Annotated in this window: 14 protein-coding genes; 2 read left to right on the top strand and 12 right to left on the bottom strand. The window is 73.9% G+C overall.

Going from position 1 to position 15025, the window contains the following annotated elements; genetic code table 11:
- Positions 1–224: 224 nt before the first annotated feature.
- Positions 225–419 carry a hypothetical protein gene (locus ACNAVT_RS04415; protein WP_007456482.1) on the bottom strand — a complete coding sequence of 65 codons (195 nt, stop codon included), beginning with the start codon at positions 417–419 and terminating at the stop codon, positions 225–227.
- Between the two features lie 375 nt (positions 420–794).
- Here ACNAVT_RS04415 and ACNAVT_RS04410 point away from each other — a divergent pair, with 375 nt between their 5' ends.
- Both ACNAVT_RS04410 and ACNAVT_RS04405 read left to right on the top strand, forming a co-directional pair.
- Positions 795–2075, top strand: coding sequence for a CAP domain-containing protein (locus tag ACNAVT_RS04410; RefSeq protein ID WP_416293044.1), 1281 nt, complete (start codon positions 795–797; stop codon positions 2073–2075).
- A gap of 147 nt (positions 2076–2222) precedes the next feature.
- Entirely contained in the window at positions 2223–3092 is an 870-nt protein-coding gene (locus ACNAVT_RS04405; protein ID WP_416293043.1) for an endo alpha-1,4 polygalactosaminidase, read from the top strand.
- A gap of 132 nt (positions 3093–3224) precedes the next feature.
- Here the strand turns inward: ACNAVT_RS04405 and ACNAVT_RS04400 are convergent, their stop codons facing one another.
- From ACNAVT_RS04400 to ACNAVT_RS04350, 11 genes are all read right to left on the bottom strand, one after another.
- Positions 3225–5444 (bottom strand): MMPL family transporter, encoded by a 2220-nt coding sequence (locus tag ACNAVT_RS04400; protein WP_416293041.1) that lies wholly within the window; start codon positions 5442–5444, stop codon positions 3225–3227.
- Positions 5445–5679: 235 nt separating this feature from the next.
- Positions 5680–6537 carry a bifunctional DNA-formamidopyrimidine glycosylase/DNA-(apurinic or apyrimidinic site) lyase gene (gene mutM, locus ACNAVT_RS04395; RefSeq protein WP_416293040.1) on the bottom strand — a complete coding sequence of 286 codons (858 nt, stop codon included), beginning with the start codon at positions 6535–6537 and terminating at the stop codon, positions 5680–5682.
- The gene (gene rnc / locus ACNAVT_RS04390) at positions 6530–7351 is read right to left on the bottom strand and encodes a ribonuclease III (RefSeq protein WP_416293039.1); all 822 of its coding nucleotides are present in this window, start codon (positions 7349–7351) and stop codon (positions 6530–6532) included. The genes mutM and rnc overlap by 8 nt, the downstream gene beginning before the upstream one ends.
- Complete coding sequence (locus ACNAVT_RS04385; RefSeq protein WP_416293038.1) at positions 7348–8328, bottom strand: phosphate acyltransferase PlsX; 981 nt, start codon at positions 8326–8328, stop codon at positions 7348–7350. Before ACNAVT_RS04385 ends, rnc begins: the two co-directional genes overlap by 4 nt.
- A gap of 111 nt (positions 8329–8439) precedes the next feature.
- Positions 8440–8613, bottom strand: coding sequence for a 50S ribosomal protein L32 (gene rpmF, locus ACNAVT_RS04380; RefSeq protein WP_416293036.1), 174 nt, complete (start codon positions 8611–8613; stop codon positions 8440–8442).
- A gap of 5 nt (positions 8614–8618) precedes the next feature.
- On the bottom strand, positions 8619–9182 hold the full coding sequence (locus ACNAVT_RS04375) for a YceD family protein (RefSeq protein ID WP_416293034.1): 564 nt from the start codon (positions 9180–9182) through the stop codon (positions 8619–8621).
- 125 nt (positions 9183–9307) lie between these two features.
- Entirely contained in the window at positions 9308–9805 is a 498-nt protein-coding gene (locus ACNAVT_RS04370; RefSeq protein WP_387138787.1) for a hypothetical protein, read from the bottom strand.
- A 159-nt stretch (positions 9806–9964) separates the two neighbouring features.
- Positions 9965–10453 (bottom strand): pantetheine-phosphate adenylyltransferase, encoded by a 489-nt coding sequence (coaD, locus tag ACNAVT_RS04365; RefSeq protein ID WP_416293032.1) that lies wholly within the window; start codon positions 10451–10453, stop codon positions 9965–9967.
- Positions 10450–11013, bottom strand: a complete 564-nt coding sequence (gene rsmD / locus ACNAVT_RS04360; RefSeq protein WP_416293030.1) for a 16S rRNA (guanine(966)-N(2))-methyltransferase RsmD — start codon at positions 11011–11013, stop codon at positions 10450–10452. Before rsmD ends, coaD begins: the two co-directional genes overlap by 4 nt.
- 126 nt (positions 11014–11139) lie before the next feature.
- Positions 11140–13341 (bottom strand): ATP-dependent DNA helicase RecG, encoded by a 2202-nt coding sequence (gene recG / locus ACNAVT_RS04355; RefSeq protein WP_416293028.1) that lies wholly within the window; start codon positions 13339–13341, stop codon positions 11140–11142.
- Positions 13338–14954: a DAK2 domain-containing protein gene (locus ACNAVT_RS04350; protein ID WP_416293026.1), complete on the bottom strand. Its 1617-nt coding sequence runs from the start codon at positions 14952–14954 to the stop codon at positions 13338–13340. The genes recG and ACNAVT_RS04350 overlap by 4 nt, the downstream gene beginning before the upstream one ends.
- Between the last annotated feature and the right edge of the window lie 71 nt (positions 14955–15025).

Here is a 15025-nt window from a genome sequence, read left to right as displayed (position 1 = left end):
CCCACCCCGGGCCGGCCGTGTCCGGTTTCCGCGCACCCCGGCACAGTGCGGAAAACCACAAGATCGTATTTACGGCCACGGTCGCCGCCACGCAATTCCGGGCGGCTCACCCGATCTGAAGTGCGGCGCGAAAACAAAAGACGTACGCACAAAGCTGCGCGCCGGCACTGGGGTGTCGGCGCGCGTTTTCGTGTGGTGCGATTCAGTTTTCCGACAACCGGAGATCAGGTCAGCGCGGGCTCGGCCAGCCGGAGGAGGTCATCAGCCTCCGCCGCTGCCGCCGCAAGCCGATCATTGTCGGCGCGCAGACGCGTGATCTCGAACTCCAGTGCCTGAACCCTGGCACGCAGTCGGGTGACCTCGTCGAGCAGGCGCCGGTCGGGCGCTGCACCAACGTGGCCGTAGAGGGCCTTCGCCATGCTGACTCCTTGATATGCGCTGCCGGAAAGGCCGGCCAACGCGCGCCCATCATGTTCGCGGCTGCCATCCCAGCAAAATGCGGGCATGGCTGGGCGCGACTGGCGACACCTATATATTGAGCCGCAAACCCCTCCTTCGTCAAGTTTCCCGCAGGCCGTAGATCATCTCCACGTCGACCTGTCCACTTGTCGGGGGGCTGCCGTGAGGCGCGGACACGCTCTGTCCGGACCCGTTAACTGTACGCCCCGGAATGTGCGAACACCTCACCCTCGGCGTCCGGTTCCCCTTAACTCTTTCTTAGCCACGTTGCCGCAGCTCGCGGGGCACCCGTAGCGTCACCGAGGCCCCGCAACCGACCCGTGGAGGGGACAGGCGTGCACCGCTGGACCGACCCGATCGAACCGGATGGCGTCTCCCGGCGCCCCGAGCCGCCGGCCGCCGAGGGCCCGGCCTGGCTCACCGACCGGCCCGAGCCGCGGTCGGCGTACCTCTTCGGGGACGAACTGGAGCAGCCGGGCCCGGACCCGGCCGGCACCTGGCGGACCGCCACCCCGGACGACCAGTGGCGGGCCACCCCGGCCGATGCCCGTCGGGGAGGTGACCGGACCAGCTCCCTCCCCAGCTCCTCCTGGTCCGGTCACCTCCCCGACGACGACCGGACCGGTCATTTCACCGACGCCGACCGGACCGGATACACCGGCGAGGCCGACTGGACCGCGCTCACGCCCACGGTCGACCGGACCGGCGGGCACCCCGCGTTCGACCCGGCGACCCACCCGGGGGCGCCGGGTGTGCCGATCGCCCCGTTCGAGCAGGCCGCCGGCGCTCGGGCCGGGGAGCAGCCCGCCGTCACCTGGCGTCCGGACCCCGACGCCCCAGCCGAGGAGCCGGGCCGGCACCGGCAGCGGCGGGGGCGCCGGTTCCCGCGCCCCCTCGCGATCGGCGGGGCCGCCGCTGCGGTGACCCTCGCGGTGAGCCTCGGAGTGGGTGCCCTGATGCTGCCCGGCGACGACCAAGGGACCGAGCCGGCCGCCACCGACGGCATGGTTGCCGCCGCCCCGGTCGTTCCGGACACCACCGGCGACGCCCCCGGCGACGCCCTCGCCCCCGACTCGCCCGCGGCCTCCCCCAGCGCCGCGCCGAGCAGCGCCCGCCCGAGCCCGACCCGGAGGGCCACGCCGAAGTCCAGCCGGTCCACCGCCCCCTCCCGCCAGCTCCAGCGCAGCTCCGCGCCGAGCAGCACCGCCACCCGGCCCACCTCGACCGGCGGGATCAGCGCCGAGCTCCAGCAGGTCGTCGACCTGGTCAACCAGGAGCGGGCCAAGGCCGGCTGCAAGGCGCTGACCATCGACGACAAGCTCATGCTGGCCGCCCAGCGACACAGCCAGGACCAGGCCGACCACCGGACGATGACGCACGACGGCAGCGACGGCAGCGACGCCGGCGAGCGGCTCGACCGGGTCGGCTACACCTGGCGGGCGTACGGCGAGAACGTGGCCTGGAACCAGAAGACCCCCGCCGCGGTCATGGATGCCTGGATGAACAGCTCGGGCCACCGGGCCAACATCCTGAACTGCTCGTTCACCGAGATCGGCGTGGGCGTGGCGCGAAGCAACGGGCCGTACTGGACGCAGGACTTCGGCACCCCGCGCTGAACGGCGCGTCGTGACCGGGTATGTGCTCGTTTGACCGGGTGAGGTACGCCAGGGTCACCTGACCGTGCCGGCTGGGCCGGTAGGCCCGGGTCGGCTCGGCGTACCGGCAGGGGCGGCGGGGCGCCGCCCGCGACCCGGGAGCTGTCGATGTGGATCCGGCCGGCGTGGGCCGTGCCGCCCGTCCGGCCGGTCCGCGTCCTGCGACGCGGGCTGGGCCGGGGCGTGGCGGCCCTGGTGACGATGTTGCTGCTCGCCCCGGTGCCCGGCTGCCGGGCGCCGCTCGTCCCGCCGGGAGCACCCACCCCGTGGCCGACCGCGCTGGCCCACCAGTGGCAGTGGCAGTGGCAGCTCACCGGCCCGGTGGACGTCACCGTCGACGCGGACGTCTTCCTGCTCGACCCGGTCCTCACCACCTCCACCGAGACCGCCGCGCTGCGCGCCCGGGACCGCCGGCTGGTCTGCCAGGTGCGGGTCGGGACGTACGCGCCCACCGATCCGGACGCGAGCCGCTTCCCGGCGGACGTGCTCGGCGCGGCGGTGGCGGGCCGGCCGGAGAGCCGATGGCTGGACGTGCGCCGGTGGGACGCGCTGGAGCCGGTGCTCGCCGACCGGTTCCGGTTGTGCCGGGGCAAGGGCTTCGGCGCGGTGGCGATCAACGACGCCGACGGCTACCAGCACCGCCCCGGCTTCTCGCTCGACTTCGACGACCAACTGCTGTTCAACCGCCGGCTGGCCACCCTCGCCCGCCAGCTCGACCTCTCCCCCGGGCTGGTCGACGACGTGCCGCAGGTGGCCGCCCTCGCTCCCGACTTCGACTTCGCCGTCAACCAGGAGTGCGTACGGCGGCGGGAGTGCGCGAAGCTGCTGCCCTTCGCCGACGCGGACAAGCCGGTCTTCCACGTCGAGTACACCGGCGACCCGGCCGCGTTCTGCGTCACCACCGTCGGCTACGGCTTCGCCTCGATCCGCAAGGACCACGCGCTGGACGCCTGGCGGCAGCCCTGTCCCCTGCCGTGACCGTTCCACGTCGCCGTCACTGTCCGTAAGGCCTGTGGAAGGCGACCCGTCCGTGACGAGGGCCCCGGCGACGCACCGGCCGCGAGCCGGAGGGCCGGGCCGCTGCGCGGTCCGGCCCTCCGGGTGCCGGGGTCAGTGGGCGCCGACCAGCTCCGGGGTCGGGGTGGGCGGGTCGGCGGGCGGGGCGTCCGCCCGGCGGCGCAGGAAGCGCGGGGCCCACCAGTTCGCATCGCCCAGCAGGGTCATCAGGGACGGCAGCACCACGGCCCGGATGATGGTGGCGTCCAGCAGGATCGCCGCCGCCAGGCCGATGCCGAGCTGCTTCATGTCGATGGTGCTCAGCGTCGCGAAGATCGAGAAGACGCCGACCATGACGATCGCCGCGCTGGTCACCACGCCCGCCGACGAGGTGATCCCGTACGCCACCGCGTCCCGGTTCGACAGGCCGGCGCGGACGCCTTCGCGGATCCGGCTGACCACGAAGACGTGGTAGTCCATGGAGAGTCCGAAGAGCACCACGAACAGGAAGAGCGGCAGCCAGGTGACGATCGCGCCCATCGAGGTGAAGCCGAGCAGACCCTCCGCCCAGTCGTTCTGGAAGACCAGCACCAACAGGCCGTAGGCGGCCCCGGCGGAGAGCAGGTTCAACAGGATCGAGGTGAGCGCGACCACCACCGACCGGAACGTCCAGGCCATCACCAGGAAGGTCAGCGCCAGGACGAAGGCGGCCACGACGGGCAGCTTCTCCCGGATGTGCTGGGCGTAGTCCTCGTTGGCGGCCACCGCACCACCGACCGCGTACTCGATCCCGGGGATGTCGCGCAGCGCGGCCGGGGCCAGGTCCTGGCGCAGCTCGTGCAGGGAGCGGGTGGCCTCGTCGGTGCGGCTGCCGTACGGGGTGGCCACCTCCAGCACGGACACCCGGCGGTCGGCCGACACCTTGATCTTCGGGCCGTCCCCCTCGGCCGGCGCGAAGAGCGGATCGGCGGCGGCCCGCCCGGCCAGTTCGGTCAGCGCGGCGTGCACCCGGTCGGTTTGGTCGGCCGGCGCCCGCACCGCCACCGTGTGGCTGGTGCCGTTGCTCGGAAAGGCGGCGGTGAGCCGGTCGTACGCCTGCATGGCGGGCGTACTGCGCGGCACGTCCTCCATGCCGGGGAACTTCATCTTCATGCCGAGCGCCGGGGCGGCCAGGGCGAGCAGCAGTCCGACCGAGACGATCAAGGTGGCCCGCGGGGCCCGCAGCGCGGGCTTCAGCACGGCCGGCCAGAACCGGGGTCGGGCCGGCTGGCCGTCCCGGCCGGTACGCGGGGCGGTGAGCCGCCACAGCAGTGGCACCCGGGGCCGGTCGACCCAGCGACCGAGCTTGGCGAGCAGCGCGGGCAGCACGGTCAGCGAGCCGAGCACCGCGACCGCGACCACCAGGATCGAGCCGACGGCCAGCGACGAGAAGATGGCGTCCTGGGCGAGCAGCAGCCCGGCCATCGAGATGATCACGGCGGTGCCGGACACCACCACGGCGTGCCCGGAGGTCTCCGCCGCGACCTCCACCGCGTCGAGCCCGGAGCGCCCCTTCGCCCGTTCCTCGCGTTCCCGTCGAACGTAGAAGAGCGAGTAGTCGACACCGACCGCCATGCCGATCAGCAGGATCACGCTGGCCGTGGTGTCGTTGGCCGGCACCAGGTGTGAGGCCAGGGTGGAGAGTCCCATGGCCGCGGCCACCGAGGAGAGCGCGAGCAGCACCGGCACGCCGGCCGCGATCAGCGCGCCGAACGCGATGATCAGGATGGCCAGGGTGACCGGCAGGCTGAGCAGCTCGGCCCGCTTGAAGTCCTTGCCCAGGGTGTCGTCGAGCGCCTTGTTGATCGAGGGCCCCCCGACCTCCTCGATCCGCAGCGCCGGGTGTGCCTCCTGCACCTTGGCGGTGGTGTCCCGCAGGGGCTGCACCCGGTCGGACGCGGTCTCCGGGTCGCCGGACATGGTGATCGGCAACAGCAGTGCGGTGCCGTCCCGGGACGGCACCGGCGCTCCCACCGAGGTGACGCCGTCGACCTGCCGCAGCCGGGCCGCCGCGTCGTCGGCGGCGGCCTTCGCCGCGGCCTGGTCGAGCGTCCCGGAGCGGGACGTGATCAGCACGTTCTCGGTCGCCGGCTCGTGGAAGCCGCCGCTGTCGACGATCAGCTGGGCCCGTCCCACCTCCCCGATCGCCTGGTCGCCGTTGGTCGCCTCTTTCAGGCCCGCGGCGTTGCCGCCGACGAAGCAGACCGCCACGAACACCGCCCACAGTGCGATGGCTCGCCACGGATGCTCCGCACTCCACCGTGCCAACCGCACGGTCACCGGTCGCCTGCCCATACCTGGGTTCCCCCTCCACACGCCGGTCCTGTACCGACTGTGCTGACGCTAGGGAGCGGGCGACGCCCGGACATCGGGGAACGGCCCCGGCTCGTCCCCGATCCGCGCGGTCGCGACCGGTCGGCCCAGCCGGGTTCCACCAAGCGGACAGAACGGGACTTTCAGGGTACGACCGGGGGACGCGCCGCAAGCCGCCCAGCGAGGCACACCGGTGCAACCCCGAGCCGACTCCGGGTCATCCCCGGAGGGCCCCCCGGGGGCGGGGCTGGCAGCGCGGGCAGCTGTAGGACGAACGATTCATGAACGCCTCGCGGCGGATCGGGGCGCCGCACCGCCCACAGGGCTCCCCCTCCCGGCCGTACGCGTTGAGCGACCGGTCGAAGTAGCCACTCTCGCCGTTGACGTCGACGTACAGCTCGTCGAAGCTGGTGCCGCCCTGCTTGATCGCCTCACCGAGCACGTCCCGGACGTGGCCGAGCAGGCGGATGGCGGCCGGGCCGGTGAGCGCGTCGGTCGGTCGGGCGCCGTGCAGCATCGCCCGCCACAACGCCTCGTCGGCGTAGATGTTGCCGACCCCGGAGACCAGGGTCTGGTCGAGCAGCGCCCGCTTCACCTCCGTACGCCGCCGCCGCAGGGCGGCCACGAAGTCGGCGTCGGAGAAGTCCGGGTCCATCGGATCCCGGGCGATGTGGGCGATCTCGGCGGGCAGCTCCGCGCCCCCGGCCGAGACCGACAGGCCACCGAACGTGCGCTGGTCGACGAAGCGCAGCTCCGGGCCGTCGTCGGCGAACCGGAACCGGACCCGCAGGTGCAGCTCGTCGGCCGCCCCGACCGGCTGGAGCAGCAACTGGCCGGACATGCCGAGGTGCCCGACGAGGGCGTCCCCGCTGTCCAGCGGCAGCCACAGGTACTTGCCCCGGCGCCGGACGTCGGCGATCGTCCGACCGGACAGCACGTCGGCGAAGTGCTGGGCGCCGGGCTGGTGCCGGCGTACGGCCCGGGGGTGGCGCACCTCGACCGAGGCGATGGTCCGCCCGATGACCCACTGGGCCAGCCCCTGCCGGACCGTCTCCACCTCGGGCAGCTCAGGCACGGCTCGCGCCCGCTCCGGCCGCATCGGCCGCCGACCCGCTGCCGACATCGTCCGCTGCCGCCGGCAGGCCCTCCGCCGCACCCAGCGCGGCCTGCTCCTTCTCGGCCTGCTCGGTCAGCATCCGCCAGGCCGACTCGGCGGCCCGCTGCTCGGCCTCCTTCTTGCTGCGCCCCTCGGCGCCGCCGTACCGGTTGCCGGCCACCACCACCCAGGCGGTGAACGTCTTGAGGTGGTCCGGGCCGGTGCCCTCGATCCGGTACTCCGGGACGCCCAGCCCCAACGCGGCGGTCAACTCCTGCAGGCTGGTCTTCCAGTCCAGCGCGGCGCCCCGGCCGGCCGACTCGGCCATCAGCGGGTCGAAGAGACGGTGGATCACGATGGCCGCGGCGTCCAGGCCGTACTGGAGGTAGATCGCGCCGAGCAGCGCCTCCAGGGTGTCGGCCAGGATGCTGGCCTTGTCCCGGCCGCCGGTGGTCTCCTCCCCCTTGCCCAGCAGCAGGTACGCGCCCAGCCCCGACGGGCCGAGGCCGCGCGCCACGTCAGCCAGCGCGCGCATGTTCACCACGCTGGCGCGCAGCTTGGCGAGCTGCCCCTCGGGCAGGTCGGGATGGTTGTGGAAGAGCGCGGTGGTGATCACCACGCCGAGGACCGAGTCACCCAGGAACTCCAGCCGCTCGTTGGTGGGCAGGCCACCGTTCTCGTACGCGTAGGAGCGGTGGGTCAGCGCGCGCTCCAGCAGTTCCGGGTCGAGCGACACCCCGAAGGCCGCCTCCAGGTGGCCCACGGGAGCCCGCCGCCGCTTGTCGTTGGTCATGGTGCTACCTCGGTGTCGTTGCGGTCAGGTGCGAAATCGTGCGGGACGCCGTCGAGCAGGGCGGCGACCGTGTCGGTGGCGCCGCGCCGCCACAGGTGGGCGGCGAGAGCGATGCCGGAGGCGACGTCGTCGGGCCGCGCCGCGCCGTGGCAGACGACCACCGTGCCGGCCACGCCGAGCAGGGCCGCCGCACGCGGGGCGCCGCCGCTCGCCGGAGGCCCGCCGGCCATCGCGTACGCGCCCTCGATCGCCTTGAGCAGCACATTACCGGTGAACCCGTCGGTGACCACGACGTCGGCGCGCGCGCCGAGCGAGATGTCGTACCCCTCGACGAGGCCGATGTAGCGGGCATCGCACGGCAGCGGCACGGCGGCGAGCGCGGGGTCGGCGGCGCGGCGCAGGCGGTCGCCCTTGCCGGCCTCGGTGCCGACGGAGAGCAGCCCGACCCGGGGCGCGGCGACGGCGTGCGCCACGGCGGCGTAGGCGGCGCCGAGCACGGCGTGGCGGGCGAGGGTGGCGGGGCGGGACTCCAGCGTGCCGCCGACGTCCAGCAGCACCACCGGGCCGGCGACAGCGGGGAGAGTCGCCACCAGGGCCGGACGACGTACTCCGGTCCAGCGACCGAGGCCGAGCGCGGCGGCGGTGACGGTGGCGCCGGTCGAGCCGGCGGAGACGACCGCGTCGGCGAGCCCGTCGCGGACGGCGGTGACCGCCGCGCGGACGGTGCTGTCCGCGCGCGCGGAGGTGGGGTGGTCGGCCATGCCGACGGCGGTCCGCACCGGGCGGACCGTGACCCGGGACCGTTGCTCCGGGTCGAGCGCATCGATCAGCCCGTCGGCGACCTCGGTCGGTCCGACGAGCAGCAGGTGCAGGTCAGGGTCGGTACGCACCGCTCGCAGAGCGCCGCCAACCACGACGGCGGGAGCCTCGTCCCCGCCGAGGAGGTCAACGGCGATCCGCGCGGTGCCCGGCTCCATCGGTGCGCCGGCCGCAGAACGGCCGGCGGCGGAGGGAGCCGGGGCACCGGGCGAGAGCCAGGGTGCGCGCGTCGCCCGACCCTTGGTCGGGGACGTCACTCGGCGTCCAGATCAGACGTCGAGGACCTGGCGGCCGTTGTAGGTGCCGCAGACGGAGCAGGCGGCGTGCGGCAGCTTGGCCGACTTGCACTGCGGGCAGGCAACGGTCGCGACCGCCGCGGCCTTCCAGTTCGCCCGGCGGGCGCGGGTGTTGCTGCGCGACATCTTGCGCTTGGGGACGGCCACGGTTCTTACTCCTCTGTACGGGTCAGTTGCGACAGGCCCGCCCAACGCGGGTCGATCTGCTGATGGCTGTGGTCGGCCGGCAGATCGTCCCAGTGCACCCCGCAGTCGGGGCACAAGCCTGGGCAGTCCTCCCGGCAGAGCGGGTTGGTCGGCAGCGTGAGCACCACCGCATCCCGCAGCGCCGGCTCCAGGTCGATCAGATCGTCCTGCATCCGGCCCACCTCGTCCTCGTCGGTCGTGTCGTCCGTGGTGCTGTTCGCGTACGCGTACAGCTCCTGGATCTTCACGGCCACCGAGTCGTCGATCTCGCGCAGGCAGCGGCCGCACTCGCCCTTGACGGGGCCGGTCACGGTCCCGGAGACGAGCACACCCTCGGACACCGACTCCAACCTCAGGTCGAGGTCGAGGTCCGCGCCCGCCGGCACGCCGATCAACTCCACGCCGAGGTCCTCCGGTGCCGGCACGACCCGCTTGACCGTACGCAACGCGCCAGGCCGACGCGGCAGGTCTCTCGTGTCGAGGACCAGCGGCGACCTGGGGTTGAGTGAGGATGGCGAGTGTTTGGGCATAGTCAGACTCCGGCCGGTGAGAGGCCGACAAAGAAGGTTACCTGGGCGACCGCCGAACCGTCGAACCGGGGCGTCGCCGCCCCGCCCGTCGGCCGCCGGCTGTCGGCCACCGGCCGGGGTGCCGCTCAGAAGGGTAGCGGCCGGTCGGCCTCGTCACCGGCGAAGGTGCCGATCTCCCGCAGCGCGTGCATCTTGTCCCGGCCACGCTCTATCGAGGCGAGCGCCCGGGTGAGGAACTGCTCGAAGTTGGCCAGCGCCGTATCCACGTAGTCGTCCACCTCGTCGCGCAGGCGCTGCGCCTCGGCGCGAGCCTCGGCGATGATCCGGGCACCCTCGTGTTCGGCGGAGACCGTGATCTCGTTCACCGAGACCAGGCGGGCGTGTTCCGCCTCACCTTCGCTGATGATCCGGTCGGCCTCGCGCTTGCCGGCCTCCATGATCTTGTCCCGCTCCTCCAGCAGCGCGGCGGCCCGGCGCAGGTCGGCGGGAAGCTCCGCGCGCACCTCGTCGAGGGCGGCGATCATCTCACCCCGGTCGACCATGCAGTTGTTGCGCGACATCGGGACGGAGCGGGCCTGCTCCACCATGGCGATGAGTTCGTCGATGCGATCGAGCGGGTCCACCGGTACCTCACTCCTGTCGTTCCTCGGCCGACCTACATGATGCAGCCTGCACCAGGGTTCGGCGCTGCACCCATCATGTCGCGCCCGCCCCACGCCACGCCGACCCACCCCGGCCCGGCGCGTCGCGCGCCGCCCGTCCGGGCTCCCGAGCGGGCGGGGTCAGGACCGGGCGCCCGGGTTGAGGCGGGTCACCAACTGCTCGCGAACCACGTCGGGGACGTGCGCCGAGATGTCCCCGCCCCACTTGGCCACATCCTTGACCAGGCTGGAGGAGAGGAACGAGTAGAGCGGGTTGGTCGGCATGAACAGCGTCTCCACGCCCGCCAGGCCGATGTTCATCTGGGCCATCTGGAGCTCGTAGTCGAAGTCGCTGACCGCGCGCAGGCCCTTGATCAGCACGCTGGCGTGCTGGGCCCGGCAGAAGTCGACCAGCAGCCCGCGGAACGACTCGACCCGCACGTTGTCGTACGAGCACGTCACCTCGCGGAGCATGTCGATCCGCTCCTCGACGGTGAACAGCCCCTGCTTGGACTGGTTGACCAGCACGCCGACGATCACCTCGTCGAAGAGCCGGGCGGCCCGGCCGATGATGTCGAGGTGTCCGTTGGTGACCGGGTCGAAGGAGCCCGGGCAGACCGCACGTCTCATGATCGGCGACCGTACCAAAGGGTGGTCTCGCCGTAGCGGCGACTGCGCTCGCCGGTGACGCCGTCCACCCAGGCGACCGGGCCGGTGCGGCTGGACCGCTCCACGACCACCAGGGCGCCGGGGGCCAACCAGCCGCCGTCGACCAGCGCGGCCAGCACCGCGGCGACCTCCTGGTCGGTAACGGCGTACGGCGGGTCGGCGAAGACCACGTCGTACGGCCCGCCGTCGGGTCCGGCCGCGAGCACGGTGGCCACCTTTCCGGTGACCAGGCGGGCGGCCGGGGCGGCCCGCAGCGCGGCGATGTTCTCCCGGATCACCCGGGCCGCCCGGGCGTCGGACTCGACCAGCAGCACGTGCCCCGCGCCGCGGGACAGCGCCTCCAGCCCGACCGCCCCCGAGCCGGCGTAGAGGTCGGCGAACCGCGCCCCGTCCAGGTCCAGCTCGGCCTGGACGGCGCTGAACAGCGCCTCCCGGACCCGGTCCGAGGTGGGCCGGGTGCCGGCGCCGGGGGGCGCGCTGATCCGCCGCCCGCCGAGCGTCCCGGCCACGATCCGGGTCACCGTCTGCTCCTGCACATGCCCCTGACGCTACGCGACGGCCCGACCGGCCCGGGCGACCCGCTGCGCCCGCCGGCAGGTAAGGACGATCACCAGCCGTACATCGATGACCTCGGATGGGGCTGCGGGTCAGCCCTTCTCGAGGTACTCCGCGCGTTCCTCGTCGACCAGGGCGGCGACCGAGGCGGCCAGGGCCGGGTGCCGGACCAGCTCCGGGTCCTCCTCCACCAGGGCGATCGCCTCGGCGCGGGCGTCCCGGATCAGGTCGGTGTCCCGCAGCAGCGACAGCAGCCGCAGGTGGGACCGGCGGCCGGACTGGGTTTCGCCCAGCACGTCGCCCTCGCGGCGCTGCTCCAGGTCGAGCTCGGCGAGCTTGAACCCGTCGGTGGTGGAGGCGACCGCGTCGAGGCGTTCCCGAGCCGACGAACCTTCCACCGCCTCGGTGACCAGCAGGCAGAGGCCGGCGGCCGAGCCACGACCGACCCGGCCGCGCAACTGGTGCAGCTGGGAGACGCCGAACCGGTCGGCATCCAGCACGATCATCACGGTGGCGTTGGGCACGTTCACGCCCACCTCGACCACCGTGGTCGCCACCAGCACGTCCAGGTCGCCGTCGGCGAAGGAACGCATCACCGCGTCCTTCTCGTCGGCGGGCAGCCGCCCGTGCAGCACCCCGATCCGCAGCCCGTGCAGCGGCCCCTCGGCGAGCAGCGGCGTCACCTCGGTGACCGCCAACGGGGGTCGCCGCCCGTTGTCGTCCTCGCGCGGCGTCTCCTCCTCCGAGACGGGGCCGTCCCCGATCCGCGGGCAGACCACGTACGCCTGGTGGCCGGCGGCGACCTCCTCGCGTACCCGGCGCCAGGCCCGGTCGAGGAAGGCCGGCTTCTCGGCGGCCGGCACCACGTGCGAGGCGATCGGCGAGCGCCCCTGCGGCAGCTCGGAGAGGGTGGAGACCTCCAGATCGCCGTAGACGGTCATCGCCACCGTGCGCGGGATCGGGGTGGCGGTCATGACCAGCACGTGCGGTGGCTGGTCGGCCTTGGCCCGCAGCGCGTCCCGCTGCTCCACGCCGAACCGGTGCTGCTCGTCGACCACCACCAGCCCCAGGTCGTGGAAGTCGACCCCCTCGTAGAGCAGGGCGTGGGTGCCGAGGACGATGCCGGCCCGTCCCTCGGCCACCTCGGCGAGCGCCCGCCGCCGGGCCGCCGCGCCGAGCGAACCGGTGACCAGCTCCACCCGGGTGGCGTCGTCGGCCGCGCCCAGCTCACCGGCGCGGGCGAGCGGGCCGAGCAGGTCGAGCATGCCCCGGTGATGCTGGGCGGCGAGCACCTCGGTCGGGGCGAGCAGCGCGGCCTGCCCACCGGCGTCGACCACCTGGAGCATGGCCCGCAGCGCGACCACCGTCTTGCCGGAGCCCACCTCGCCCTGCAGCAGCCGGTGCATCGGGTGCGCGGTGGCCAGGTCGGCGGCGACCTCCCGGCCGACGACCTGCTGACCGGGGGTCAGCTCGTACGGCAGTCGGGCGTCGAACGCGTCCAGCAGGCCGCCGGCGCGCGGCGGCCGGGCCTGCGCCGGCCGGGCGGCGGCCCGGTGCTTGCGCTGCACCAGGGTGAGCTGCACGGCGAACGCCTCGTCCCACTTGAGCCGGCGCCGGGCCCGGTACAGCTCCTCCTTGCTGGACGGCCGGTGGATCTCGCGCAGCGCGGTGCCGATGCCGACCAGGTTCCGGCTGGCCCGCACCGTCGCGGGCAGCGGGTCCTCCGGCGGGGTGAAGGTGTCCAGCACCACCCGGACGCAGCGGGCGATCACCCAGGTCGGGACGGCCGCCGCAGCCGGGTAGACCGGGATCAGCGCCCCGGCGAACTCCTCGACCTCCTCGTTGGCCGCCGCCTCGCCGTCGCCGCCCTCCCCGAGCAGCACGTACTCCGGGCCGTTGAGCTGCCGCTTGCCCCGGAACTCGGTGACCTTGCCGGCGAACAGCCCCCACCGGCCGGGGCGCAGCTCGCGCTCCCGCCAGGCCTGGTTGCCGAAGAAGGTGAGGGTGAGCACGCCGCCCGAGCCGTCGCCGACGGTCACCTCCAGCAGGTTGCCCCGGCGCTGGCGCATCGGCCGGACCGCGGTGCGCTGCACCTGGGCCAGCACGGTCACCTGCTCCCCCACGTCCAGCGAGCGGATGTCGGTGTGCTCACCGCGCTCGTCGTAACGGCGGGGGAAGTGGTAGATCAGGTCGCCGGCGGTGTGCAGGTCGAGGTGGCCGGCCAGGGCCTTGGCGGTCTTCTCCCCGACCAGCTTCTTCAGCGGCGTGTCCACCGTGGCCGGTTCGCTCGTCATTCGATCCCCACCAGGAGCGGATAGTGCGGCTGCCCGCCCTCGTACGCCTGGACCTCCACGAACGGCCAGGACCGTGCGACATGCTCGCGTACCCGGTCGGCCAGCCCGTCCGGGGCGTCCGCCCCGCAGAGCAGCGTGACCAGTTCGCCGCCCCCGCCGAGCATCCGGTCGACCATGGCGGTGCAGGTGTCGAGCAGGTCGGCGCCGATGAGGTGCACCTCCCCCTCGACCAGCGCCAGCACGTCGCCCGCCCGGCACGGGCCGGCCACGGTCAGCGCCTCCCTGCCGGCGTGGCAGACCTCGGCGTACCGGCAGGCGCCGGCGGCCTCGGCCATGGCGATGACGTCGTCCTCGAAGCGGCGGGACGGGTCGCGTACGGCGAGGGCGGCGAGGGCCTGCACCGGGGAGCGGGTGGGCACCACACTCACCTTCACGCCGAGCCCGTGCGCCTCCTGGGCGGCCGTGCTGGCCACCGACTGGGTGTTGGGGTCGTTGGGGAGCACCACCACCCGGGCGGCGCCGGTGGCGCGGATCGCGTCGAGCAGCTCGCCGGTGGACGGGTTGGCCGGCACCACGATGGCCCCCTCGGCGGCGAACAGCTCGGCGATGCCGGCGCCGGTGGCCACCACCACGGCCGCCCGACCGTCGGGCAGCAGGGCCGGCGGGGCCGGAGCCACCTGGTCGGCGAAGCGGGTCACCGTGATCCGGTGCGGGCGGCCGGCGACGATGCCCGCCTCGATCGCCGCGCCGACGTCGTTGACGTGCACGTGCACGTTCCAGGTCTCGACGCCCGGGCCACCGTCGCCGACGATGACGAGCGAGTCGCCGAGCGCGTCCAGCTCGGCGCGCAGCCGGGCCGCCGCGTCGTCGGTGGCGTCGAGCAGGTACTGCACCTCGTAGGCGTACGCCGGGGAGCCGGCCTCCCGGACGGTGGTGGCGGGCGGGCGGACCGCGGGCGACGCGAGCATCGGCTGCTGCGGGCTCTCCCCGGTGACCACCTCGACCAGCGCGTCCAGCAGCAGGCAGAGGCCGCGCCCGCCGGCGTCCACCACGCCGGCGCGGGCCAACGCGGGCAACTGCTCGGGGGTACGCGCGAGGGCCCGGGCCGCCCCGCCCGCCGCGGCTCGGGCCACCGTGGGCAGCTCGTCGCTGTCGGCCTGCCCGGCGGCGCGCGCCGCGGCGGCGACCACGCTGAGCAGGGTGCCCTCGACCGGATGGGCGACCGCGGCGTACGCCGCGGTGGTGGCGGCGGCCAGCGCGGCGGCGAGCTGCCGGCCGCGGACCGCCGGGGCGGTGGCGAGCGTGTCGGCGAAGCCGCGCAGGATCTGCGACAGGATCACCCCGGAGTTGCCCCGCGCCCCCAGCAGCGCGCCCTGGGCCATCAGCCGCAGCACGTGCCCGTGCGGGGTGTGCCCGTCGTCGGGAAGGGTGCCCAGGTCCATGGCGAGGGCCTGCTGCGCGGAGGTGAGGGTGAGCACCAGGTTGATGCCGGTGTCCCCGTCCGGGACCGGAAAGACGTTGAGGTCGTCGATCTCGCCCTGGTGCCGCTGGAGGGTGGCCAGCCCGCTCGCGCACCAGCGGCGCACCGCGGCGGCGTCGAGGGTGTCCAGCACGTCGGGAAGCCTACTGGCGCGCACTGACACGCGCCGGGCGTGCCCGGCCCCCGTCGGCGTGTCCGACCGGG

The sequence above is a fragment of the Micromonospora sp. SL4-19 genome, assembly GCF_047921475.1.
Lineage (GTDB): Bacteria > Actinomycetota > Actinomycetes > Mycobacteriales > Micromonosporaceae > Micromonospora.
Note: the sequence above shows the minus strand (reverse complement) of the source record. Positions and strands in the feature narration are given on the sequence as shown.

What these genes read in the sequence shown, in the direction of transcription:
- ACNAVT_RS04415 (WP_007456482.1), bottom strand. Translation starts at nt 419, where the DNA reads ATGGCGAAGGCCCTCTACGGCCACGTTGGTGCAGCGCCCGACCGGCGC.
- ACNAVT_RS04405 (WP_416293043.1), top strand. Translation starts at nt 2,223, where the DNA reads ATGTGGATCCGGCCGGCGTGGGCCGTGCCGCCCGTCCGGCCGGTCCGC.
- ACNAVT_RS04400 (WP_416293041.1), bottom strand. Translation starts at nt 5,444, where the DNA reads ATGGGCAGGCGACCGGTGACCGTGCGGTTGGCACGGTGGAGTGCGGAG.
- rnc (WP_416293039.1), bottom strand. Translation starts at nt 7,351, where the DNA reads ATGACCAACGACAAGCGGCGGCGGGCTCCCGTGGGCCACCTGGAGGCG.
- ACNAVT_RS04385 (WP_416293038.1), bottom strand. Translation starts at nt 8,328, where the DNA reads ATGGAGCCGGGCACCGCGCGGATCGCCGTTGACCTCCTCGGCGGGGAC.
- ACNAVT_RS04375 (WP_416293034.1), bottom strand. Translation starts at nt 9,182, where the DNA reads ATGCCCAAACACTCGCCATCCTCACTCAACCCCAGGTCGCCGCTGGTC.
- coaD (WP_416293032.1), bottom strand. Translation starts at nt 10,453, where the DNA reads ATGAGACGTGCGGTCTGCCCGGGCTCCTTCGACCCGGTCACCAACGGA.
- recG (WP_416293028.1), bottom strand. Translation starts at nt 13,341, where the DNA reads ATGACGAGCGAACCGGCCACGGTGGACACGCCGCTGAAGAAGCTGGTC.